Origin of the sequence: Hymenobacter lapidiphilus, assembly GCF_003417065.2 — a bacterium.
Lineage (GTDB): Bacteria > Bacteroidota > Bacteroidia > Cytophagales > Hymenobacteraceae > Hymenobacter.
The window spans coordinates 80760-102773 of sequence record NZ_QVLT01000007.1 but is presented as its reverse complement, the minus strand read 5'-3'; the positions used below and the strand labels follow the sequence as shown (position 1 = coordinate 102773).

The 22014-nt window shown below is 54.7% G+C and carries 16 protein-coding genes; 11 read left to right on the top strand and 5 right to left on the bottom strand.

Translation table 11 applies throughout. The annotated features are described in order from the left end of the window. Positions 1 to 721: 721 nt before the first annotated feature. The 5 genes from D0N36_RS06090 (at position 722) to D0N36_RS06070 (ending at position 8335) form a co-directional block, all read left to right on the top strand. On the top strand, positions 722 to 1495 hold the full coding sequence (locus tag D0N36_RS06090; RefSeq protein WP_116940520.1) for a hypothetical protein: 774 nt from the start codon (positions 722 to 724) through the stop codon (positions 1493 to 1495). Between the two features lie 137 nt (positions 1496 to 1632). Next, a complete protein-coding gene (locus D0N36_RS06085) occupies positions 1633 to 2232 on the top strand; it encodes a hypothetical protein (RefSeq protein WP_116940519.1) in 600 nt (199 codons plus the stop codon). Positions 2233 to 2413: 181 nt separating this feature from the next. Beyond that, entirely contained in the window at positions 2414 to 2797 is a 384-nt protein-coding gene (gene csgH, locus D0N36_RS06080; RefSeq protein ID WP_116940518.1) for a curli-like amyloid fiber formation chaperone CsgH, read from the top strand. A gap of 87 nt (positions 2798 to 2884) precedes the next feature. Continuing rightward, on the top strand, positions 2885 to 4411 hold the full coding sequence (locus tag D0N36_RS06075) for a carboxypeptidase-like regulatory domain-containing protein (protein ID WP_116940517.1): 1527 nt from the start codon (positions 2885 to 2887) through the stop codon (positions 4409 to 4411). Positions 4412 to 5125: 714 nt separating this feature from the next. Continuing rightward, positions 5126 to 8335 carry a T9SS type A sorting domain-containing protein gene (locus D0N36_RS06070; RefSeq protein ID WP_116940516.1) on the top strand — a complete coding sequence of 1070 codons (3210 nt, stop codon included), beginning with the start codon at positions 5126 to 5128 and terminating at the stop codon, positions 8333 to 8335. Positions 8336 to 9470: 1135 nt separating this feature from the next. On the opposite strand, the gene D0N36_RS06065 is transcribed toward D0N36_RS06070, so the two are convergent. Further along, entirely contained in the window at positions 9471 to 9734 is a 264-nt protein-coding gene (locus D0N36_RS06065; protein WP_190242542.1) for a hypothetical protein, read from the bottom strand. A 694-nt stretch (positions 9735 to 10428) separates the two neighbouring features. Here D0N36_RS06065 and D0N36_RS06060 point away from each other — a divergent pair. Beyond that, a complete protein-coding gene (locus D0N36_RS06060; protein WP_190242541.1) occupies positions 10429 to 12804 on the top strand; it encodes a T9SS type A sorting domain-containing protein in 2376 nt (791 codons plus the stop codon). Between the two features lie 190 nt (positions 12805 to 12994). Here the strand turns inward: D0N36_RS06060 and D0N36_RS06055 are convergent, their stop codons facing one another. The 3 genes from D0N36_RS06055 to D0N36_RS06045 form a co-directional block, all read right to left on the bottom strand. After that, positions 12995 to 13321, bottom strand: coding sequence for a HesB/IscA family protein (locus tag D0N36_RS06055; RefSeq protein WP_116940514.1), 327 nt, complete (start codon positions 13319 to 13321; stop codon positions 12995 to 12997). A gap of 84 nt (positions 13322 to 13405) precedes the next feature. Next, positions 13406 to 13822 (bottom strand): Fe-S cluster assembly scaffold IscU, encoded by a 417-nt coding sequence (gene iscU, locus D0N36_RS06050; RefSeq protein ID WP_116940513.1) that lies wholly within the window; start codon positions 13820 to 13822, stop codon positions 13406 to 13408. Between the two features lie 99 nt (positions 13823 to 13921). Further along, complete coding sequence (locus D0N36_RS06045) at positions 13922 to 15136, bottom strand: IscS subfamily cysteine desulfurase (protein ID WP_116940512.1); 1215 nt, start codon at positions 15134 to 15136, stop codon at positions 13922 to 13924. A gap of 157 nt (positions 15137 to 15293) precedes the next feature. On the opposite strand from D0N36_RS06045, the gene mce reads away from it, so the two are divergent. Next, complete coding sequence (mce, locus tag D0N36_RS06040) at positions 15294 to 15710, top strand: methylmalonyl-CoA epimerase (RefSeq protein WP_116940511.1); 417 nt, start codon at positions 15294 to 15296, stop codon at positions 15708 to 15710. Positions 15711 to 15778: 68 nt separating this feature from the next. Here mce and D0N36_RS06035 read toward each other — a convergent pair whose 3' ends face one another. Further along, positions 15779 to 16486 (bottom strand): outer membrane beta-barrel protein, encoded by a 708-nt coding sequence (locus D0N36_RS06035; protein WP_116940510.1) that lies wholly within the window; start codon positions 16484 to 16486, stop codon positions 15779 to 15781. A gap of 332 nt (positions 16487 to 16818) precedes the next feature. On the opposite strand from D0N36_RS06035, the gene D0N36_RS06030 reads away from it, so the two are divergent. The 4 genes from D0N36_RS06030 (at position 16819) to D0N36_RS06015 (ending at position 21994) form a co-directional block, all read left to right on the top strand. Continuing rightward, complete coding sequence (locus D0N36_RS06030; protein WP_116940509.1) at positions 16819 to 17400, top strand: L-threonylcarbamoyladenylate synthase; 582 nt, start codon at positions 16819 to 16821, stop codon at positions 17398 to 17400. A 94-nt stretch (positions 17401 to 17494) separates the two neighbouring features. Then, positions 17495 to 17764: an entericidin EcnAB gene (locus tag D0N36_RS06025; protein ID WP_116940508.1), complete on the top strand. Its 270-nt coding sequence runs from the start codon at positions 17495 to 17497 to the stop codon at positions 17762 to 17764. Positions 17765 to 17904: 140 nt separating this feature from the next. After that, positions 17905 to 19323: a CCA tRNA nucleotidyltransferase gene (locus D0N36_RS06020; RefSeq protein WP_116940507.1), complete on the top strand. Its 1419-nt coding sequence runs from the start codon at positions 17905 to 17907 to the stop codon at positions 19321 to 19323. Positions 19324 to 19588: 265 nt separating this feature from the next. Beyond that, entirely contained in the window at positions 19589 to 21994 is a 2406-nt protein-coding gene (locus D0N36_RS06015; RefSeq protein ID WP_116940506.1) for a TonB-dependent receptor, read from the top strand. The last annotated feature ends 20 nt before the right edge of the window (positions 21995 to 22014 follow it).

Sequence of the window (22014 nt, the reverse complement as noted above, 5' to 3'; positions counted from 1 at the left end):
CCCTGCATAGCTCTTCATAGGAATAAGCGTTACTGCGTCTTTCCCTCGCATCAGTGCTACATAAACATTCCGGATTCGTAAGTAGCAAAGCGCATATCCTTCAATAGTAAGGGCAAAGCCAGCCGACGAACCGGGATAGGCAGCAATGGTACAAGTGCTGCTGGAGCCCAATACAAAGCAACGGACCAAAAGCGCCCTCTGATGGCACCTCCCGAGGTGTTATCAGAGGGCGCTAGCTATAAAAGGTGTTTCCAACTCGCTGTGCTACTTAGCATACCAACCTTCTTATCTCACTACTTCGGAAACTACAGCCGAAGAGCCTCCTATATATGGAGTGTTGGTAGATAGGTTTATTGATTTTAATTTGCTGACCAGTAGGTTGTTATGGTAAGAAGGAGCCTTCAACATGCTAGCGCTAGTGGGAAAATATTTTATACATATAAAATATAACTAAAAAAATATTTTATTAAACTATATCGTCTTGTTGTTGATTATGAGACACATAGGATACGAGTAGATAAACCTGATCTAATAAATATCATATTATGATGTAAAAATATAACTAAATTTTATTCGTGCTTCTTGCAAGTTGATTATTCTTATTTATATTTGTCTCAATCAAAGGGCAAGGATAATCTAAAAAGGAAATAGTTCCTTTTGTGTATCCGGCTCTCACCTTGAAATTTTTCTCTTATTTTTTTCACTCTTTTCCCCCACTACCATGAAAAAAGTACAACTCCTCGCCGCTGCTGCCGTCCTGTTCGCCAGCTCCGCTTACGCCCAGTCGGGTACCCGCGAAACCTTCCGCCCAATCAACGCCTGCATAGGCTGCGAGCCTGCTGCGCCACTGATTCGTGCAGCTGAGCAGAACAACCTGAATTCGCTCCCTTCGCCAGCTCTCATTGATAACTGCTCAGTAGTAGTGCAAGGACAAGCTCCAGGTGCTCCATCCAAAGACCTCGGAAGCTTCAACCGGGCTGTAGTTGATCAAATAGGCTCGGGCAACCGTGCTGCGCTATATCAGCGGGAAGGCAACGATAACTACGGCCTGCAGGCTCAGAGCGGTAAAAACAACCAAGCTAATGCTGTAGTTTGGGGTTCGCGGAACACTACACTGCAGTTTCAGACCGGCGAAAACAACAAGGCAGGTATCAACGTCGATCAGGTTACTGGTTCTTTTGATCCTGGCTCCTCCCAGAACGGTAACGACAACTGGGCCCAGCAACGCCAGCAGGGTAATGACAACAATGCCGACATCAAAACCTACGGTAACAGTAACACTGCCTCGCAGGATCAGAACGGCACAAACAACAGCGGTAGCATTACCCAGCGCGTGAACTTCAGCAAAGCTACGCAGTTGCAGGTAGGCAATAACAACACGGCTGTAACCATGCAAGGCGGCACTGCCAACGTAATCTCTACGCTCAATGACCAGCGCAGCTGCATCGAACAAGGCGGCAATAACAACCAGGCTCTGGTGATGCAGCGTCGCTAAGCCTTCGGGTGTAGCAAAGTAAATCTGCACGGCAGGTAGTAACGGCCGGGCCTCTTCTCTCGCCGGAGAAAGAGCCCGGCCAATACCTGTTATTGTTCAGCAGGCAATCCATCGGACTTTGCGTAACTTCCACTCCTATGAAAAAGCTCCGTTTTTTCGCATCTGCCGGCCTGGTGGCCTGTTTGCTGGGTTGGGCCAATGGGGCGCAGGCGCAACAGGAAGGCCAGAGTGAGGCCAATAGCGCCGCCCAGCGTCTAGCCGAGGATCTTGGCCTGTCTGCTCTCGAACGATTACCTGTGCCGTTGCCGAGCAACGCTCAGAACCTGGCAAAACTGGTGCAGTTGGGTAGCTCCAACATAGCCGAGGCCAGACAGAACAACCCAGGTACTCTACTCAACCAAGCATACATTACGCAAGTGGGCTTCTCCAATGAGGCATACCTTACTCAGAATGGTAGCGGTAATACTACTACCATAAATCAGAAAGGATATGGAAATAAGGCGACAAGAGAAGTAACTGGCGACAACAATAAGACCTTACTCAACCAGATTGGTAATAAGAACACCATTGACGTCAGCGAGACCAGAAGTGGCACTGATTTAAAAGTGTTACAGCTTGGAAATAAAAATGAGTTGCGACAAGCCAATTCCGAATCGTTGCCTCCTGCGCGCTATGAGGTAGAGATGCTCGGCAACGGCATTAAACTCTCTATTCAGAATGGCCGAATCGGTCAGTAGCACAATAGCTGATCGTTGCGCTCTGTCCGACTTATGTTGGCAAACACCCGCCCTCCCAAAGTGGCGGGTGTTTGTGTGTTTGGAATACTGGTTGCAGGAGTCCTATAAATAATCGAATTTGAATGGTACTATGTTTCTAAAAAAAGGTATATTTGGCGTAAACAAAAAATGCTAAACCGCTATGTACACTGCCTTGTTTTTTTTGGCTAGCTGGGCCGCGTTGCTCGGAGTCAGCCAAGCTGAATCCGATCCGCCTTGCCGGGCTTGGTTGCAGGTTGTACCCCACGGCAATACGTTGGAAATGACCGGCAACTGCACTAGTCTGATAAAAAAAGTAGCCTCGTTCAGATACGAGATGACCCTGGAGCGCCAGTCAGCTGGTGGGCGCTCAACCAGTCAGCAGGGTGGTGAATTCGAGTTGGCCCCTGGTCAATCGGTTTTACTGTCCAGTACGCGGGTAAATATTGATGGGCAAAGCACTTACATTGGCCATTTACGCGTCTTCGACGCGCATAATATTTTGTTGGCGCAGGATTCTGTACGGCATGAGCCTGGAAGTAAGTAGTTTTAAACACGCCTCATCCTGTCGGTACCCAATTGCCGGCGCAGTATACAAGTCCCCTCCGTTTCTCATTGCATTATCCTCCCACCCATGTTACTTTCCATCCGCTCCCGAACGCTGTGGCTGCTGTTAGTTATTTCTACGCTGTGGCTCACGAGCTGCGAGGATAATCCGGTTGAGCCCGTGCTGTTTGGCAAGGTGACTGGCACTGTGCGCGACGCCCGTAATAATCAACCCCTGGCTAATGCTTCTATCACCTCAACGCCCGCCACGTCCTCGGTGGTAACCGATGCCCAAGGAAATTTCGAACTGACGGGTGTACCTACCGGCCGCCTGACCATTGTAGCAACCAAGGTCGATTATCGCTCGGTGACGGTAGCAGTAACCGTAGAGAACGAAGCCGTCGTAGCGGTGGCTATTGTACTGGAGAAAAACCTGTCGACCACGCCACCTGCTCCACCGGTACGGCCCGCGCCTGCCGACCAAGCCACAGTTCCCGGACCAGATGTGAAGCTGGAGTGGCATCCGGCAGCCGGAACGAGCAGAGGCGATTCACTGCGCTACGATGTAGTGTTGTACCAGGGCACCAATGGCGTTGCGCGCAATCTGCTCACTAATAGCCGTGATACTACGGTGGTGGCCAAGCAGCTAAACTATAACACCACGTACTTCTGGCAGGTAACAGTGCGCAACGCTGGCGGAAGCTCGGCCCGTTCGCCACTATGGAGCTTCCGGACTGGTCCGCAGCCCGACAACCGCTACCTCTTTGCGCGCACTGAAAATGGTAACACCGACATATATTCCAGCAACGAAACCGGCACTACACTAACGCGCCTCACTACCTCGGCCTTCGTGGAAGCCAACCCCCGGCTCAGCCCCAACCGCGACCGGATAGCGTATACCTCCAATGCTACGGGCCAGTTTCAGCTCTACACCATGAACCGCGACGGTTCTGATGTGCGACAGGTAACACTGCAACCCGTAGATGGCTACTTCAACCAGGGAGTCGGCTACAGCTGGTCGCCCGATGGGGGACAGCTAATCTACAGCAGCTTCAACAAGCTCTACCGCATCAACCGCGACGGTACTGGCCTGGTACTGCTGGCTACGGCTCCGGCTGAGCGGCATTTCCGGGAGGTGGATTGGACGGGGCAGGGCAACCGCATTGTGGTGCAGACAGTAGGCGTAAGCATTTACGATTCGGAGTTCTACCTGCTCAATGCCGACGGCTCGAACTTCATGCAGCTGATCGGCAACGTACCCGGCCGGCTCGATTCACCTTCCTTCAGCGTCGATGGGCAGCGCATTGTGTACACCCGCGACTTAGACGCATTCAACGACGGCAACGGCCGGCAGCTCAACGCGCACATTTTCACGCAGAACCTCGATGGTAGCGGCTTAGTAGACGTATCAGCTGGCTCGGGCGGCACTACTAACTCCACCAAACCCGCTGGCTTCAACGACATATTCCCGCGCTACTCACCTGATGGGGCCCGGATAATATTTGTGCAGGTAAACAACGTGACTCAATCGGTACCCGAGATTTTTACGGTTGACTTGAACGGCCGGAATCGGGTAAAGCTGTTCGACAACGCTACGATGCCTGATTGGAAGTAAGAGCAGGTTACAGAGAATAGAGGATGAGGGCTACCTACGAAAGTGTGGGTAGCCCTCATCCTTTTTAAGCTGAATGGCCACCAACGTAAGTATCTGCTACCCATCACTCTCAGATGATGAAGGTGTTTAGAAACTTGGTGATACAAATGAGAACGTCACGCTCCATCTGCCGTCCGCGAAGTCGAACCATGATTTTGGCTTTCTAAACAGCCTCAAGACTTAAAAAAAGTAGCTATATGCGAATAGTTATATAACGACTTGTCTTTTTAAGCATGATTATGTGGATAATGCTCGCTAACTTTGTAGCCGCTGATGATAGGGAATGGCTTAATATGCTGTTTTCCAGTCGGATGTTCTATTCTGTGGGCTGAAATTGTGCTGTTTAACCATCTGATTAAGAATATATTATTCATCTGTTTTTGAATAGGTGATGAATGGTCTAGGTGATTGTCTGGCACTTATACATAACTGGATAAGACACACACCTACTCGATTGGCATGTTAAAAGGTATTCTCCCTATATGGGGAGTATACGACAAAAAAGAGGATTAATCATAGTTCGAAGTGTGCCTATGCTCTTATAATGCGATGCTTAATGCATGTTGTCAGGAAGATATCAAAAAATGGCATACTCGTTGCGGAAACGAGACGTTGCGCTATAGCATCCCCTGAAGAAGTACCCTTTCACTCGCAAACAGTTCATTCATCATACTCATGAAAAAGAAATACTTACGTAATATCAAGCCCGGCTTAACCGGTCGCTTGTGGGCGTTATTGGCCCTGCTGTGGTTTGCGCCCTTGCTGGGCCAGGCACAGCAACTAACCCTAACACCAGATGGCCCTAATCAAAGCCCGGGAGCAAATAGTAGCGCAAACCCCCAATACTTCGGCTCGGTGGCGGTAGGGGAGTTTTCGTCTTCTAAAGCATACACAGTTTCTGGTTCTGGCTTGAGGGCCAACACCAGTGTTGAAGTTGTTATACCAGCCGAATTTCAAGGTAGCAAAAACAATTCTTCATTTAGTGAAAACACTATCTCATTCACTACGAATGGATCAGGGGCGCTTGCCCCTACAACTATATATCTACGCTTCGCTCCTACTGGAGGTGCTGGTACTACTGTAGTAGATTTGGTTTCTGCCCAGAGCCGAAATCCTAGTAATGGGCGTATTTTTTCTTCACCTGAAATTGACCTGAGAGGCGATGTAGTAGCTGGTTCGCCTAGTATTACGGTAACGCCCGCCGCCTTGGGCTTCGGTAACCAGATTGTCGGCACGAGTTCGGCCCCGATGATGGTTGAGGTAAAAGCTACCTCGCTTACTAACGACATTTTGGTTACTGCGCCAGCAGGTTTTGAGGTAGCCGCTAGCGGTTCCGGGACCTATGCTCAGACGCTGACACTGACGCGTAATCCTGCGGACGGCTCGGTGAATACTAAGGTGGATGTGCGGTTCACACCTACGGCCGCGCAGAATTATGTAACCGAGGTTTCATTCGTCAGCAATGGAGCTACTACGAGAAATGTGAGTGTGTCGGGAACAGGCGTATTGCCTCTTGCTTCGTTGTCATCTGCTCCTGCTCAATTGAATTTCGCCACGTTGCAGGCTGGTGATTTATCAGCTCCCCAGAACTTTACTATTACCGGTAGGAACATCACCTCCGATGTTGTTGTGAGTGCGCCAAACGGCTTCCTTATTCGTTTGGGTTCCAGCGGGACTTTCGTGCAAACTGTTACATTGAGCCCCGTAAACAATCAGGTAAATGCCGCTCTGCAGGCCCGCTTTGCTCCAACAGCAGCAGGTAGCTACAACTCTACTATTACGGCTATCACTACCGGCAACGGGGGCGCAAGCACTGGCGTTATCGTAACTGGTCAGGCTACGGCAGCTCCAACCGGTCCATTCATTGTCGTTAGCCCAACCAATCTGGACTTCCAGACGGTTTCTGCCAGTGGTTCGGCCCAAACGCTGGCTTTCTCCATCAATGCGGGTAATCTGACAGCTCCATTGGTTATAACCGGCTCCAATAATAACATCGTTTTCCGCGATGCTACCGCTGGTGGTGACTTTGTGAATGGCCCTATTACTATCAATCCTGCTCAGGACGGCACGGTTTCTTTGCGGGAAATAGAAGTGCGACTCGTTGCCCCGGTATCGAGTGGTGCCTTTGCAGGTACTATTACTTCTACCAGCACAGGTGCAGATCCTAAAGTTGTTACCATCCAAGCCAATGCCATCAATGGTAACTCTACTATCAATATTGACGGCGTACTGGCGCAGTTTTCTACCGTACCTGGTATAGCCTCGGACGTGCAGTCGTATTTCGTAACTGGTACCAACTTGCTCCAGGATCTGCGGATAGCTGCTCCACAATACTTCCAGGTAGCGCTCGAGCCTACTTTCGCTGGTATTGTAGGCACCGGCAACGTGTTGTCAATAACGCCGGCTACTAATGGTGATGTAGCTAAAACGGCGATTTACGTACGTTTTCTGCCGCCATCGGCACTTAGCACTACGTCGGTTATCATCAACTCCAGTAGCCCTGCCACTTCGCAGGCCGTCCAGGCTAATGGTACCAGCGAACCAACTATTCAGATCCTGAATCCCTTCGTGGAGGAGCGCAACATAGTGCTCAACACAAAGTCTACTCCTGCGCAGGCTATCAACATCAAGGCTCAGCGGGTATTGCAGCCTATCACCATCACGAAGCTGTTATCGACTAATCCGCTTAACGTTAATAACGCACAGCAATTCGAGTTGTCGCTAGATAATGTAACGTTTAGCAACAGCATAATGCTGACGCCTAATACGTCTACTTACGTAGTTGACCGCCAGATTTTCATCCGCTATGCCCCAACCTATTTGGGAACTGGCCAGTCGACGTTGCAATTCCAGAGCAACGACTTCTCTAATACCTCGACTCAGTCGTTCGGTGCAAATGATCTGCTCTCGGGCCGCTCGATTGATACTGAGCCCACGCTGCGCATTATTGCTGATGTAAAGCGAGATGATGTTGACAAGACCAAAGCTATCGTAACATTCAATCTGCCCGCCAACTACGCTGCTCTTGGGTACGGAGAGGGACGGTTGATCGTAGCCAGCGAATCGGCAACACTGCCTTCTGCTAACCAGCCCATAGATGGCACGCCGTATACTACTGGTAACCAAACATATGGTGTGGGGCCACAGATTGCTCCCGGTTATTTTGTAGTGTATTCAGGCGCTAACAATTCGGTTGTTATCGATGGGCTGAACCCAGCGGTTACGTACTACTTCTACACGTTCGAGTACAACAACATTCAGAACAATCTGAACATTGCAGTCCCCGGTGCCGAGAACTACTTGTCGCCACCAACGCCTAACCTAATTCTTGGTCAAGAAGCTCCTGGTGAGCCACCACTGCCCGTGACGCTTGTATCGTTCTCGGCTAAGGCTAGCGGTTCGCAGGTAGCTATTCGCTGGGAGACTGCTTCCGAGCTCAACAACAAGCAATTTGTGGTAGAGCGTAGCCGCGACAGCCGTACGTTCACAACCGTTCTTACACGTGCTGGCCAGGGTACTACCAACGCCACTACCGTGTACAACGAGATAGACCGTCAGCCACTGAATGGCCTGTCGTACTACCGCCTGAAGCAAGTGGACCTGGACGGCAAAACCAGCTACAGCACTATTGTACCAGTAAGCTTCCTCAAAGCCGGTGAAGTAGTTATGTACCCGAACCCGGTTACCGACCAGCTCACCATCACGATGAATGGCGGTACCGAAGGGGTATTGGCTACCATTACCGATTTGTCGGGCCGCACCATACAGGCTCAGCAGTTGCGGGCTGATGGCAAGCTCAACATGGCTAACCTAAAGGCTGGTACCTATTTGGTGACGGTTGGTAATGGCAATGCCAAAGTGACCCGCCGCATTGTGAAGCAATAAGTATCTGCCGTAAGGCTCTTAAAAAAGAGCGCCTCCATTCCGGAGGCGCTCTTTTTTTGTGTCTAATGAAATGATTTATACGAATGGTACAAAAATAAAATAAAAAAGTGTTATTATTAATGATGAATGTATGGTGATGAACACTAAATCAAAGCTCCGTGCTTATGAAACCACTTTCCACCTCCCCATTGGCCCGCACGCATTCAATGCAGCTATTTTGGGGCTTGCTACTGCCTTTGCTGAGCCTAGTATGCCCTGGGGTAGGGTGGGGGCAGACAACGATTGCTATTCAGGATTTCGAAACAACTCCTGCTGGTCCTACAGTTGCTGTGAGCAGTGGAGGGACCGATGGAACAATCATAAGCGGCTCTTCGAACTTGGGCGACTCTCCTTCCGCAAGCCCCTATTTCGTCTCATCTAATAACGGGTACATTAAAACAGGGCCGAGTTCCGGAAGCATCAGTACCACTGCCATTATTACCTCTGCTGCAATTAACACGAATGGATATTTGGGTATCACACTCAGTTTCAGACTAGCCTCTTTTTCATTGACTAGTGGAACGAATGGTTCTGATACAGCAGATGAAGTGAAAGTAGAAGTGAGTCTAGACGGAGGAGCAACTTACTCTTCAGAACTTCTCGTCAGAGGCAACGACAATGCTAAATGGTCTTACTCTGCCACTGGAATTGCCAGCACTGTACATGATGGTGATAATGTGCCTACAACAGTGTCATCAGGCAGTGGAACCCAAGTAGGTAATGGGGGCATCAGTACTCTAACAGTTTCGGGTATTGCGGCAAGCAATGCTATGCGTTTCCGCATTTCGCTGTCGAATAATAATGCTAATGAGCGTTGGGCAATTGATGATATAACTGTAAAAGACGCTTCTGCAACCGCCACCATCACGGTACCGGCCGGACCGCTCACGTTTAGTACTACAGTAGGTATGCCTTCAGCCGAGCAGACTTACAACGTAACCGCGGCCAACCTTACCGACCCAATCAGCATCACGGCTCCGGCAGGCTACCAGCTTTCCGCTACTACTGGCAGTTATGGAAACGCTACCAACACGATGCAGCTGCCTGCTACCGGCGGTACTGTTTACGTGCGTTTAAGTGGAACTACTGCAGGTACCTATAATGGCAATATCACGCACAGTAGCACGGGCGCTACTACGGTTAGCGTGGCGGTGCAGGGTAGTGTGGCAGCGGCTCCCATTGCCTCAATCGGGGCCAGCCCCACCAGTATCGGTGGCCTAAGAGCCACGCAGGGCACGGCCTCGCCCCCGAAGATGTATACCTTAACACCTACCAGCCTCAGCGCCCCGATTACCGTTACGGCACCTGCCGGATTTGAGGTGTCGTTGGCGTCGGCTTCTGGGTTTGCAACCAGTGTCACGGCGTCCCGCACAGCTACTACCGATATCTATGTGCGTATCGCGGCCAGTGCGCCGGCCGGACCTGTGAGTGGCACGATTACCAACGTATCGGGTAGCACCTCGCAAGGTGTGCCGGTGAGTGGCACGGTGAATACAGCGCCGGTAGGAGGTTCGGTTTGTCTAAGCGAAGGATTCGAAAGCACAACGTTTCCTCCTATGGGATGGATACGAACTGGTGTAGCTCGCTCTACTGCCACCGCAGATATAAAGAATGGTAATGGTGCGGCAGTATTTAGCTCAGAAAATGGGGCATTGACTACACCCATGCTGGCCAAGCCGTTAAGCCTGACGTTCTATTTGGGGAGAAGCTCGAATACCATTGCAAAAACACTGACTGTGCAGGTATCTACAGATTCGCAGGATGGCACGTTTACTTCAGTAGGAACTTTTGATCATGCAAACGTGCCGTCGAGTTCGTATGACCAGTATACGGTTGACCTATCTGCTTATACTGCCAGCCCACAGGTGTGGATACGCTTCGTAAAGACAAGTGGAACGACTTCACCCTGGCGCTTTGATGATTTGTCCGTCATATGTGGTGGGCCAACCCCTGCCGCCCAGCCCACAACACAACCTACGGTAAGTGTCACTGACATTACTTCTGGTACGGCTAGTGTTAACGTAGCTGGCGGCGATGGTGCGGCCCGTCTCGTTGTGATACGGCCAACGGCGGTAGCAGCGGCGGCACCATCCGATGGGGCCACTTACACGGCTAGTACCACGTATGGCGCAGGTGCCACCACTGGCCCCACCAACTACGTGCTGGTTGCCGATGGTACTACAACTAGTTTCACGGTAACGGGCCTGAGCCCGCTGACGGGCTACACTGTAGACGTGTACGCTTACAACGGTAGCGGAGGCACCCAGAACTACCTTACTACTATGCCCAGCACGGCGGCCTTTACTACGTCGGCTACAGCTGTTGCTACTTACACCTGGAACGGAACCGGTAGCAACTGGAGCGCCGCTGGCAACTGGACGCCGGCCCGCACTGCGCCCGTAAGCAATGATATACTATTGTTTGATGGCAACGTAACGCCCTCCGCTACTGCTGCTCTGGATTTCACCTCCTCGCAAACTGTTGGTCAGCTACAGCTAGTTAATAGGGTGTCAGTCACGCTTACCAACGCCGGATCGGGCCGAACGCTGGTGCTCGACGGAGGTATAGCCGGCGACGACCTCGCAATTGGTATCAGTTCGGCTCTCCGGTTGGAGCCCTCTACAGCCTCCTCGCCCGTCATTATCGACATCACCGCCGGCGAAACAGCCCGCATTGCCGGCGCATTCACCTCCGATGCCGCTCCTAGTATTGCGGCCGCCAACCGCCTTATCGGGCGTGAGGCCAACGCCATTGTGGTACCAATGGGAGGCCTTTTTGTAGCCGGAGCCAATTCTACTGGTGGCCCCTTTGATGGCAGCGTACCCAACGCCGTGTTATTTGAAAGTGGCGCTAATTACCGGCAGGAGGGGGGCACCAGTCCCTTCGACCTACCCTCGCCAGCTACCTTGGTAGAGTTCCGGAGCGGCAGCATCTACGACTTTGCCAGAACAGATGGTTCACCGGCGCTATCGGGCCGCACCTATGGGTTGCTACGCTTTTCAACAGTCAGCGCGAGCCTAGCCAACATGGCAGGCAGCTCACCGCTCATTATCCTCAACAACCTGGAGGTGGCAGCACCCACAGCTGTGGGCATCAACTTAACCGACGGTGTTTTCATTGGAGGTAATATTCTGGTAGATGCCGGCGGCTCGCTTAGTTTCAACCCTGGTTCTGCCAGCGCTGTTACCTTCAATGGCTCAGCGCCCCAAACCGTCAGTGGCCCTGGCCCCGTGGTGTTCGGTTCGGCCTCTAAGCTCACCATTAATAACGCCAGTGGCGTTACGTTGCTTGCTCCTGTACGAGCTAATGGAGGGCTTGATTTGCAAACCGGCCTGCTCACAACTACCAACATCAACCTGCTAACGCTGGCGGCCACTTCAGCTGTTGAGGGCGGGAGCACTACCAGCTTCGTTAATGGCCCGGTAGCCCGGGTATTGCCAGCTAATACTACCGGCAACCTCCTGTTCCCGGTGGGCAAGCAGGGAGCCTACCGCCCCGTAACCTTAGCCCCTGCTACGCTTACGCAGGCTACTACCGTTGCCGTGGAGCAACTGGAGGGTCCACCCGCTCCGAAGCCCTTCAACGATGGTATTACCCGGGTGTCGAGCGTTCGGCGCTACGCCATCACGGCCAGCCCCGGCATCACGACTCCAGGTATTTTTACCGGTACCGTCACGCTCAGCTTTGGTCCCGATGACAAGGTGACCGACCCCGCCCAGCCTTCGTTGATAATTGCGCAGAGCGATGGTACCGTCTGGAACAGTGCGGGCCGCTCGGCCAGTACCGGCGCGGCCGGCACCCCGCCCGACGTGTTCGTAGCGGGTACGCTGACGTCAGCTCCATTCCAGACCTTCGACGCGTTCAGCGTATTTGCGCTGGCCAGCACCGAACCTAGTGGATCCAACAATCCATTGCCAGTGCAGCTGCTCAGCTTTGGGGCTGAGCGGCGGCCGTTAGGGGTACAGATTCGCTGGGCCACGGCTACTGAACAGAACAGCACCAGCTTTGAGGTGCAGCGTTCCGCCACGGGCCAAGGGTTCCGCACCATTGCCACGTTGGCAGCCCAGGGCAACAGCAACAGCCGCCACGAGTACGTTGCCCTCGACCAACAGCCCTTATCCGGCACTGGCTACTACCGCCTGCATCAGCTCGACCACGATGGGAAGAGTAGCTACTCGGTAGTGGTGAGTGTTGCCGCCCCGGGTGAGGTGCGCGTGTACCCGAACCCTGTGCAGACAAAACTAACGGTAGAGTTGCCTATGGCCGGAGGACGCTACCGTATTCTCAGCCTGTTAGGAAGTATAATGATGGACGGAGAAGTGCCTGACAGCAAAGCGGAACTCGACATAACCAGCTTACCAACCGGACTATACCAAATGGAAATAACCACTCCGGCTGGACGCGAGATTCGTAAAATTATCAAGCAATAAGCCGCGTTACCTGAGTTGCTTCGACTGCGCGGATGCCAGATGGGGCATGACGGTCTTAATGACTCAAAGTGCTTCCCGAACATCTTTTAAGTCACTGCAGCTACGCTTGCTCATGTAGTAAATAGCGCATAAAAAAGGTTCTGCCAATTGGCAGAACCCTTTTTTATATAGAACAAAGTACGTGTAGCCGCTATACCGAAAAACTCTCGCCGCAGCCGCAGGTGCGGGAGGCGTTGGGGTTATCGAAATAGAAGCCTTTACCATTAAGGCCGTCGGAGAAGTCGAGCTCGGTGCCGGCCAGGTAGAGGAAGCTTTTCATATCCACTACTACCTTCACGCCCTTGTCCTCGAACTCCTGGTCCATGTGCTTCACTTCGTTGTCGAAGTCGAGCTTATAGCTCAGGCCCGAACAGCCGCCGCCGGCCACCGAAGCCCGCAACCGATAGGTAGCGTCCAACTGTGAGTCGTGCATCAGCTTTTCAACTTTCTCCTTTGCTTTGTCTGAAACAGTAATCATGGCATTGGGGGCTAAATGTTTACGGAGCCTTAGTAACGTTCAGATATACTAACATTGAACGTCATCCCAGGCCTCATCAACCAGTTAGTGGTGCGATTTGGCCATTTCCAGCTCAGGCATGCCGTTTTTCACGCGGTAGTCATTAATAGCCGACTTGATGGCGTCCTCGGCTAACACCGAGCAGTGGATTTTAACGGGCGGCAAGGCCAGCTCTTCCACAATTTCCATGTTGTCGATGGCCAGGGCCTCGTCTACGGTTTTGCCTTTCAGCCACTCGGTTGCGAGCGACGAGGAAGCAATAGCCGAGCCGCAACCGAAGGTTTTGAATTTAGCGTCGGTGATGGTGTTGGTCGCTTCGTCTACCTCAATTTGCAGGCGCATTACGTCGCCGCACTCAGGGGCGCCTACCAAGCCGGTACCTACGCTTTTCTTGTTTTTATCCAGCGTACCCACGTTGCGGGGGTTGCTGTAATGGTCGATTACTTTATCCGAGTAAGCCATGATGTAGAAGTCAGGTTTTGGAAGTGAGATGTGAGATTTTGGCAAAAACAGATGAACCGAGTCTCACTTCTCATGTATCTGTACTCAGGTCTGAAAAAATTAATGCTCAGCCCACTCGATTTTGTCGAGGTCAATGCCTTCCTGGAACATCTCCCACAGGGGCGACATTTCACGCAACTTCGTAACGGCTTCTTTTACGTGGTTGATGGCGTAATCGATTTGCTCGTCCGTAGTAAAGCGGCTCAGGCCGAAACGCAGCGAGCTATGGGCCAAGTCGTCGCTCAGGCCCAGGGCCTTGAGTACGTAGGACGGCTCCAGCGAAGCCGAGGTGCAAGCCGAGCCCGACGATACCGCCAAATCCTTCACACCCATCATCAGGCCTTCGCCCTCTACGTACTTGAAGGAGATATTGGCCACGTGCGGCAGGCGGCGTTCTACCGAGCCGTTCACGTAACTCTCCTCCAGCGTCAGCAATTCCTTTTCGAGCCGGTCGCGCATCGCGCCCAAGCGCGCAGCATCAGCTGCCATTTCCTGCTTGGCCAGTTCGCAAGCTTTGCCCAGGCCCACGATGCCGGGTACGTTGAGCGTACCCGAACGCATGCCGCGCTCATGACCGCCACCGTCCATCTGGGCGGTAACCTTCACGCGCGGGTTCTTCCGGCGCACATACATGGCGCCTACGCCCTTGGGGCCATACATTTTGTGCGCCGTGAAAGCCATCAGGTCGATACCATCGGCCTGCACGTCAACCGGAATCTTGCCTACGGCCTGGGTGCCATCGGTCATGAATAGCGCGCCGTGCTTGTGGGCAATGGCGGCAATTTCACGGATGAGCTGAATGGTGCCCGTTTCGTTGTTGCCGTACATGATGCTCACCAGAATTGTCTGGGGCGTCATGGCAGCCTCTAGCTCAGCAAGGTCGATAAGGCCTTCCGAGTTTACGGGCAGGTAGGTAACCTTGCCACCGATTTTCTCGATGTGCTTGCAGGTATCCAGCACAGCCTTGTGCTCGGTGGTAGTGGTGATGATGTGGTTGCCCTTTTGAGCATACATCTCGTAGATGCCCTTGATGGCCAGGTTATCCGACTCGGTTGCGCCCGAGGTGAAGATAATCTCCTTTGGGTCGCAGTTGATGAGGCCGGCAATCTGGTCGCGGGCGTAGTCTACGGCTTCCTCAGCGGCCCAGCCGAAGGGGTGGTTGCGCGAAGCCGCGTTGCCGAATACCTCGGTCAGGTACGGCATCATGGCTTCCAGAACCCGCGGGTCGAGGGGCGTGGTGGCGTTGTTATCGAGGTAAATGGGTAATTTGAGCATAGCCCGGAGTTCTGGTTTGTCAGCGGAGAATCATTCGTAGGTAGAACACAAAAACCGGCAAACAGGTTTAGTTTCGCCCTACATTCGTCCCTGCAAAAGTAGAACAAATCCAAAGAAGCCGCGCTATCTGGCGGCGGCCGCCTGCTATTCCCTCCGTATGTTTACCAACCTAGAGCACCTCGGCCTGGCCGTTCACGACCTCGAAGCAGCTACGGCCCTCTATACCACGCTGCTTGGCCAGCCACCCTACAAGCGCGAGCATGTGGCTTCCGAAGCCGTAGACACGGTTTTCTTCCAGGTTGGCGGCTCCAAAATAGAGCTGCTGGCCGGTACCTCGCCCGACAGCGCCATCACCAGGTTTCTAGCCAAGAAACCCGAAGGTATCCACCACGTTGCCTTTGAAGTAGCCGACATCCGGGCCGAAATGGTGCGGCTGCGGGCGGCCGGCTTTACCTTGCTCAACGAAGAGCCCAAGCGCGGGGCAGATAACAAGCTTGTTTGCTTCGTGCATCCCAAATCGGCGGCCGGCGTGCTGGTTGAGTTGTGCCAGTCGGTGGAGGAGCCGGGAGGTTAACGACCACGCGCCTGGCTTCAGTGTCTTTATAGTCGCGTAAGATGTAGCGCCAAGTGTTTCTTCTATTATTACTTGCCCAGAACGGAAGAGGTAGTAGGGGGATTTTGCGCGGCCAGCGTGCCGAAGCAATAGCGAAGGCTGACCTCCAGATTGAGATTGATAGCGCCGCTGTACCCGAAATAAAAGAGATTCGCGCGCACCTCACTCGCGGCCTCCACTCGCGGAGCTATTACGTACCGAAGTCCAGCACCCAGCACAGGGTTGGCGTAGGTGCCAGTCCGGGAATAGCCGTATTGATCCGTGATTCGGTTCTGGGTGTCGGTGAGGGTAGTGGTGTTTTGCTCCCGGCTATGATAGATACTGGCACCTGCCAGGGCGTCGAAGCGCACTCGTTGGGAGTTGCTCTCAAACGTGTAGCGGGCTAGCAGCGGCAGGATATAATAGCGACGCTTAGTAGTGCCGTTTATGTAGCCAACAACGGGGTTATTCGGGTTTTGCGCATAGTTCTCGATAGAGGCGGTGTACTGCCGCCGGTAGTCGTAGGTGGTGGCGCTAAGCTGCAGGGCTAGGCTCGGTAGTAGCTGTATGCCGGCTACTACGGAAGGAGAGTAGACCAACTCAGGGCTGAGAAAATCACCGGTGCGCTTATCGTAGTAACGGCCGGCGTTTACTCCCAGGCCGACATACACCCTGGATGTGACTTGAGAATTGCCAGGGGACTGGGCGCGAGCGGCCAAGGGCAGTAGCAGCAGGCTGCAATATAAAAGCCTAATCATCTGGATAGGAAGTGAGATAATGATGCCGCTAATGTAGCGGAAAACACCTCACGCTCTGCATAAAAGCGGCAGCATGGCTTCGCAACTATTGTCAAGGTAGTCGTAGGCGACATGTAGTGTCAGCCGGAGATTTGCTTCGCGGTCCTTCGATTGGCCCGCTTGCCGATTAACTGGCGACTTTTGGCCGGTGATGTTGTCTGAAAGCTGCCAAAGCCGTACAATGAAAATCGTACAACGGTGGGCGCGAACAACCCAACAAGAGCGGCGCGAAGTCCCGCACCCGACTAAGGTCCGCAATCCATGAAGCCTTTACACCCCCATACCCCTAATCCATGACTCCCAAATTCCTGCGTTCCGAGGCCGATGCTGCCGTAGACGCGCTGCTGCTGCAACAGGTGATACTTTACCCGACTGATACGGTATGGGGGCTGGGCTGCGACGCCGAACTATCCCGGGGCGTAGAGCAACTGTATAAGCTCAAGAACCGGCCGGCCGAGAAGGCCTGCATTGTGCTGGTAGCCGATGAGGCCATGTTCGCCCGTTACGCCGAAGTGGTGCCCGCCAACCTGCCCGAACTGCTGGCTGCCCAAACCCGGCCCACCACCTATATCGTACCCGGTAGCCGCCACCTGGCGCCCAACCTGCTGGCCCCCGACGGCACTATTGGCATGCGGGTAGTGCTCGATGATGAGTTCTGCCGACTGGTGCTGCGGCGGTTGGGCCACGGGCTGGTATCCACCTCGGCTAACATCAGTGGGCAGCCTACCCCAAGTGTGTTCAGCGAAGTTGCGCCCGAACTGGTGCGGAAAGTTGATTACGTGGTGAACTGGCGGCAGGACGACCCAACCCGCGCCACGCCCTCGCGGGTGGTGCGGGTGCTGCCCGATGGCACGTTGGAAACGGTGCGGGAATAGTCGCCCCGAAAAAAAACAAGCTCGACAGGGGGTTACGTTTGACGGATTCGCGGTATGAAGCCCAAATCTTTTCATCACCCTCTATTATCTGACCATGAAATTCTCGTTCAAATCCCTCCTCGTTCTGGCCGCTTTCGCTCCTTTCGCTCTGGCTTCGTGCTCGGAGAAAACGCAGGACAACGCTGAGGCTACCGCCGAAAGCGCTGCTACCGACGCTGCCAACACCACCGACGCTGCCGGTAACGCCATCGAGAACACCGCCGACCAGGCCGCCGCTGAAATGGCTCCTGAGAATGGCGACACGGCTGTTGTGCGCAACGTGCCCGCCGACAAGCTGGTGGAGGAAGTTCCTGCCAAGCAGTAATTACGCGGCCGGCAACGGCCTCCGAAAAGCGCCTCCGGGATTTCCCGGGGGCGCTTTTTTTGTGCGCGGTTAGTCCCCGCGGTACTTCTCAAACCAGTTTTCGAGTCCGGCCATACTGAGGGCCTTACTACCTTTGCGCCATGCACACGCCGCAACTCCCCGACCTGCCTTTATTCCAGACTATTGCCGCCGCCGCTGCCGCCCAGGCCTCGCCGGCCTACGTAATTGGCGGCTACGTGCGCGACCTGGCCCTGGACCGACCCAGCAAAGACGTGGACGTGGTATGCGTGGGCGACGGCATTGCGCTGGCCCAGGAGGTAGCCCGCCGCCTGCCCGGCCGGCCCCGCGTGACGGTGTTCAAGAACTTCGGCACCGCCATGCTGCCCACGCCCGACATTGAGGTGGAGTTTGTGGGCGCCCGCCGGGAAAGCTACCGAGCCGAGAGCCGCAAGCCCGAAGTGGAGGCCGGCACGCTCGAAGAAGACTTGGCCCGCCGCGACTTCACCATCAACGCTTTGGGGTTGAGCCTGAATGAGGCCGACTTCGGGACTCTGGTGGACCGCTACGACGGCATGGGCGATTTGGCCCGCAAGCTCATCCGCACGCCCCTCGACCCCGATATTACGTTTTCGGACGACCCATTGCGGATGCTACGCGCCGTACGCTTTGCGGCCCAGCTCAACTTCGATATTGAGCCCGATACGTTTGATGCGCTGGCCCGCAACAAGGAGCGGATCAGGATTGTGTCGCAGGAGCGGATTACGACCGAAATCAACAAAATGCTGCTGGTGCCCAAGCCCAGCTACGGCTTTAAGCTGCTGTTCAGCAGCGGGCTGCTGGCGCTCATCTTTCCGAAGATGGCCGGGCTGCACGGCGTGGAAAAAGTGGGCCAGCACGCGCACAAAGACAACTTCTACCACACGCTGCAGGTGCTCGACAACGTGGCCGCGGCCGGCGGCGACCTGTGGCTGCGCTGGGCTGCTGTGCTGCACGACATTGCCAAACCCGCCACCAAGCGCTACGACAAGCGCGTGGGCTGGACGTTTCATGGGCACGAGGACAAGGGCGCGCGCTGGGTGCCGGGCATTTTCACCGACTTTAAGCTGCCGCTGGGCGAGGAGATGCGCCAGGTGCAAAAGCTGGTGAAGCTGCACCTGCGGCCCATCGCGCTGGTGAAGGAGGTGGTAACCGACTCGGCTGTGCGCCGGCTGCTGTTCGAGGCCGGCGACGACGTTGACCGGCTGATGCTGCTGTGCCGGGCCGACATTACCAGCAAAGACCACAGCCGCGTGGCCCGCTACCTGCGCAACTTCGATGTGGTGGAGCAGAAGCTGAAGGAAGTGGAGGAGAAGGACAGCCTGCGCAACTTCAAGCCCGTCATCACCGGCGAAATTATTATGGAAACCTTCGGCCTGAAGCCCAGCCGCGCCGTGGGAGAGTTGAAGGAAGCCCTGCTCGAAGCCATTCTGGAAGGCAAAGTGCGCAACGAATACGATGAGGCCTTCGCGTTGCTACTGGAGCTGGGCCGCCAGCAGAGCCTGACGCCGGTAGCGGAGTAGGGGGTAGCACCTGAAGCGAGAAAAGTGGAAAGGGGCCGCGCGAAGCAAATGTTTCGCGCGGCCCCTTTCCACTTTTCTCGCTTCAGGTGCTTTAATTTATTGTTGATTATCAGTTTATTGTAACTTTTGCGTTGGAATTTTGGGACGCTTCAACGAGAGTGGCTGCAAAATTGTTCCTGCTTCCGCAACTTGGGGCAATCTTTTTTGCCAAGCGAGTATTACTTATCGATCCTTCCTCAAAATCCTTAGCTATAACGAAACCGCTATGCATACTATAATTCGCTCGTTGCTGCTGGCCGGCGCGGTGCTGCTGGCCGGTGGGGCTGCCCGGGCCCAATCGGGGGGCAAAATTACCATTAGTGGCTATGTGCGCGACGCGGCTACCGGCGAAAACCTGATTGGCGTGGCCGTCGTCAGCCCGGCTACCGGCGAGGGCGCGGCCACCAACACTTACGGCTTCTACTCGCTCACGCTATCCGCCCCCACCGACTCGGTGCGGCTGCTGGCCAGCTACCTGGGCTACGAGCGCAGCCGTTGGGCTACAGTGGCCACGGCCAACGCCAGCCATAACTTCCGGCTGCGCACCATCAGCAGTGAGCTGGGCGAGGTAAAAATCGTGGGCAACCGGGGCACGGAGGAGCGCATTGAACGGAGCACCCGCATGAGCACCATCAACGTGCCCATCGCCCAGATTAAAAACCTGCCCAAGCTGTTTGGCGAAACCGACGTGCTGAAGGTGCTCCAGCTATTGCCGGGCGTGCAGAGTGGCGGCGAGGGCCAGAGCGGCCTGTATGTGCGCGGCGGCTCGCCCGACCAGAACCTGATTCTGCTCGACGGCACGCCGGTGTACAATGCGGCGCACCTGTTCGGCTTCTTCTCGGTTTTCAACGCCGACGCGCTCAACAACGTGGAGCTGATTAAGGGCGGCTTCCCGGCCCGCTACGGCGGCCGGCTCTCGTCGGTGCTCGATATTTCGATGAAGGAGGGCAACATGCAGAAGTTCCATGGCGAGGGCGCTGTGGGCATTGTGGCCGCCAAAATCACGCTCGAAGGCCCCATCAAGAAAGACACAGCCTCGTTCCTGATTTCGGCCCGCCGCACCTACCTCGATATCCTGGCCCAGCCCTTCATCAAGTCGCAGCTTTCAGCCGAGGGCGGGGCCGGCTCGGTGGGGTACTTCTTCCACGACCTCAACGCCAAGCTCAACTGGAAGCTCAGCGGCCGCGACCGGCTGTACCTGAGCGGCTACACCGGCTACGACAAGTTCTACGCCCGCTTCCGCGACAAAGACAAAAATTCGAGCGACTACAGCCGCGCGGAGGCCAACCTGGGTTGGGGCAACCTCACGGCGGGCCTGCGCTGGAACCGCGTCGTGAACGATAAGCTGTTCATGAACACCCATTTCAGCTACAGCAAATACCAGTTTGAGGTGGGCCAGGAAAACGAGCAGCGCTACACCGACAACCGCGGCCAGCCCCGCACCGACAAATACTCGCTACGTTACTTCTCCAATATTCGCGACCTGAGCCTTAAAACCGATTTCGACTACGCGCCCTCGCCCGACCACTACATCCGCTTTGGCGGGCAATATATTCTGCACTCGTTCCGGCCCGGCGCGTTGCAGGAGAAGGGTAACTTCGGCGACGTGGATGGCCAGACCAAGCTGGGCACCCAGACGCTGGCCAGCGAGGTAGGCCTCTACGCCGAAGACGATTACCGGCTGACCGAGCGGCTGAAAGTGAACGGCGGCCTGCGCCTGAACGGCTTTCTGGTGCGGGGCACGTTTTATCCCAGCATCGAGCCGCGGCTGGCGGCACGTTTCCTGCTCACCGAACAGTGGGCCCTGAAAGCCTCCTATGCCCGCACCTCGCAGTTCGTGCACCTGCTCGTGAACAGCGGCATTGGGCTGCCCACCGATTTGTGGGTGCCTTCTACGCCCGTCATCCGGCCCCAGTTGGCCCAGCAGTTCAGCCTGGGGGCGGCCCGCACCATCAACTTCAAGGAGGAAGATTACGAGCTGAGCTTCGAGACCTACTACAAGCCCATGCGCAACCTCATTGAGTACCGCGAGGGAGCCAGCTTCCTGGGCACCGTGGATAGCCAGTGGGAAGACAAGGTGACCAGCGGCAAAGGTTGGGCCTACGGCGGCGAGCTGTTTCTGCAGAAAAAAACCGGCCGCACTACCGGCTGGATCGGCTACTCGCTGGCCTGGAGCAAGCGCCGCTTCCCCGACCTCAACCAGGGCCGCATCTTCCCCTACAAATACGACCGGCGCCACGATGTGTCGGTGGTCGTCTCGCACCACTTCAGTCCCACCTTCACGCTCTCGGCTACCTGGGTGTACGGCACCGGCAACGCCACCACGCTTTCGCAGGGCCGTTTTTTGCTCGGCGGCGGCCAGGAGTATGACGATTACGGCGACCGGAACTCGTTCCGGATGCAGGCCTACCACCGTTTCGATCTGGATTTGAGCAAGACCAAGAAGAAGAAGTGGGGCGAAATCGTCAATAGCTTCAGCATTTACAATGCTTACAGCCGCCGCAACCCCTACTACCTCTACTACCAGCGCGGCTACACCGACTACCAGGGCAACGTGCAGGAAAAGCCCACCTACCGTCAGGTGTCGCTGTTCCCCATTATCCCGTCGTTCAGCAAGGCCTTTAAATTTTGATTACTGATTTCCGCTGATTA

Bases quoted from the DNA above. Each gene is read 5' to 3' on its own strand.
- D0N36_RS06090 (WP_116940520.1), top strand. From the start codon at position 722: ATGAAAAAAGTACAACTCCTCGCCGCTGCTGCCGTCCTGTTCGCCAGC.
- D0N36_RS06085 (WP_116940519.1), top strand. From the start codon at position 1,633: ATGAAAAAGCTCCGTTTTTTCGCATCTGCCGGCCTGGTGGCCTGTTTG.
- csgH (WP_116940518.1), top strand. From the start codon at position 2,414: ATGTACACTGCCTTGTTTTTTTTGGCTAGCTGGGCCGCGTTGCTCGGA.
- D0N36_RS06075 (WP_116940517.1), top strand. From the start codon at position 2,885: ATGTTACTTTCCATCCGCTCCCGAACGCTGTGGCTGCTGTTAGTTATT.
- D0N36_RS06070 (WP_116940516.1), top strand. From the start codon at position 5,126: ATGAAAAAGAAATACTTACGTAATATCAAGCCCGGCTTAACCGGTCGC.
- D0N36_RS06055 (WP_116940514.1), bottom strand. From the start codon at position 13,321: ATGATTACTGTTTCAGACAAAGCAAAGGAGAAAGTTGAAAAGCTGATG.
- iscU (WP_116940513.1), bottom strand. From the start codon at position 13,822: ATGGCTTACTCGGATAAAGTAATCGACCATTACAGCAACCCCCGCAAC.
- D0N36_RS06045 (WP_116940512.1), bottom strand. From the start codon at position 15,136: ATGCTCAAATTACCCATTTACCTCGATAACAACGCCACCACGCCCCTC.
- mce (WP_116940511.1), top strand. From the start codon at position 15,294: ATGTTTACCAACCTAGAGCACCTCGGCCTGGCCGTTCACGACCTCGAA.
- D0N36_RS06035 (WP_116940510.1), bottom strand. From the start codon at position 16,486: ATGATTAGGCTTTTATATTGCAGCCTGCTGCTACTGCCCTTGGCCGCT.
- D0N36_RS06030 (WP_116940509.1), top strand. From the start codon at position 16,819: ATGACTCCCAAATTCCTGCGTTCCGAGGCCGATGCTGCCGTAGACGCG.
- D0N36_RS06025 (WP_116940508.1), top strand. From the start codon at position 17,495: ATGAAATTCTCGTTCAAATCCCTCCTCGTTCTGGCCGCTTTCGCTCCT.
- D0N36_RS06020 (WP_116940507.1), top strand. From the start codon at position 17,905: ATGCACACGCCGCAACTCCCCGACCTGCCTTTATTCCAGACTATTGCC.
- D0N36_RS06015 (WP_116940506.1), top strand. From the start codon at position 19,589: ATGCATACTATAATTCGCTCGTTGCTGCTGGCCGGCGCGGTGCTGCTG.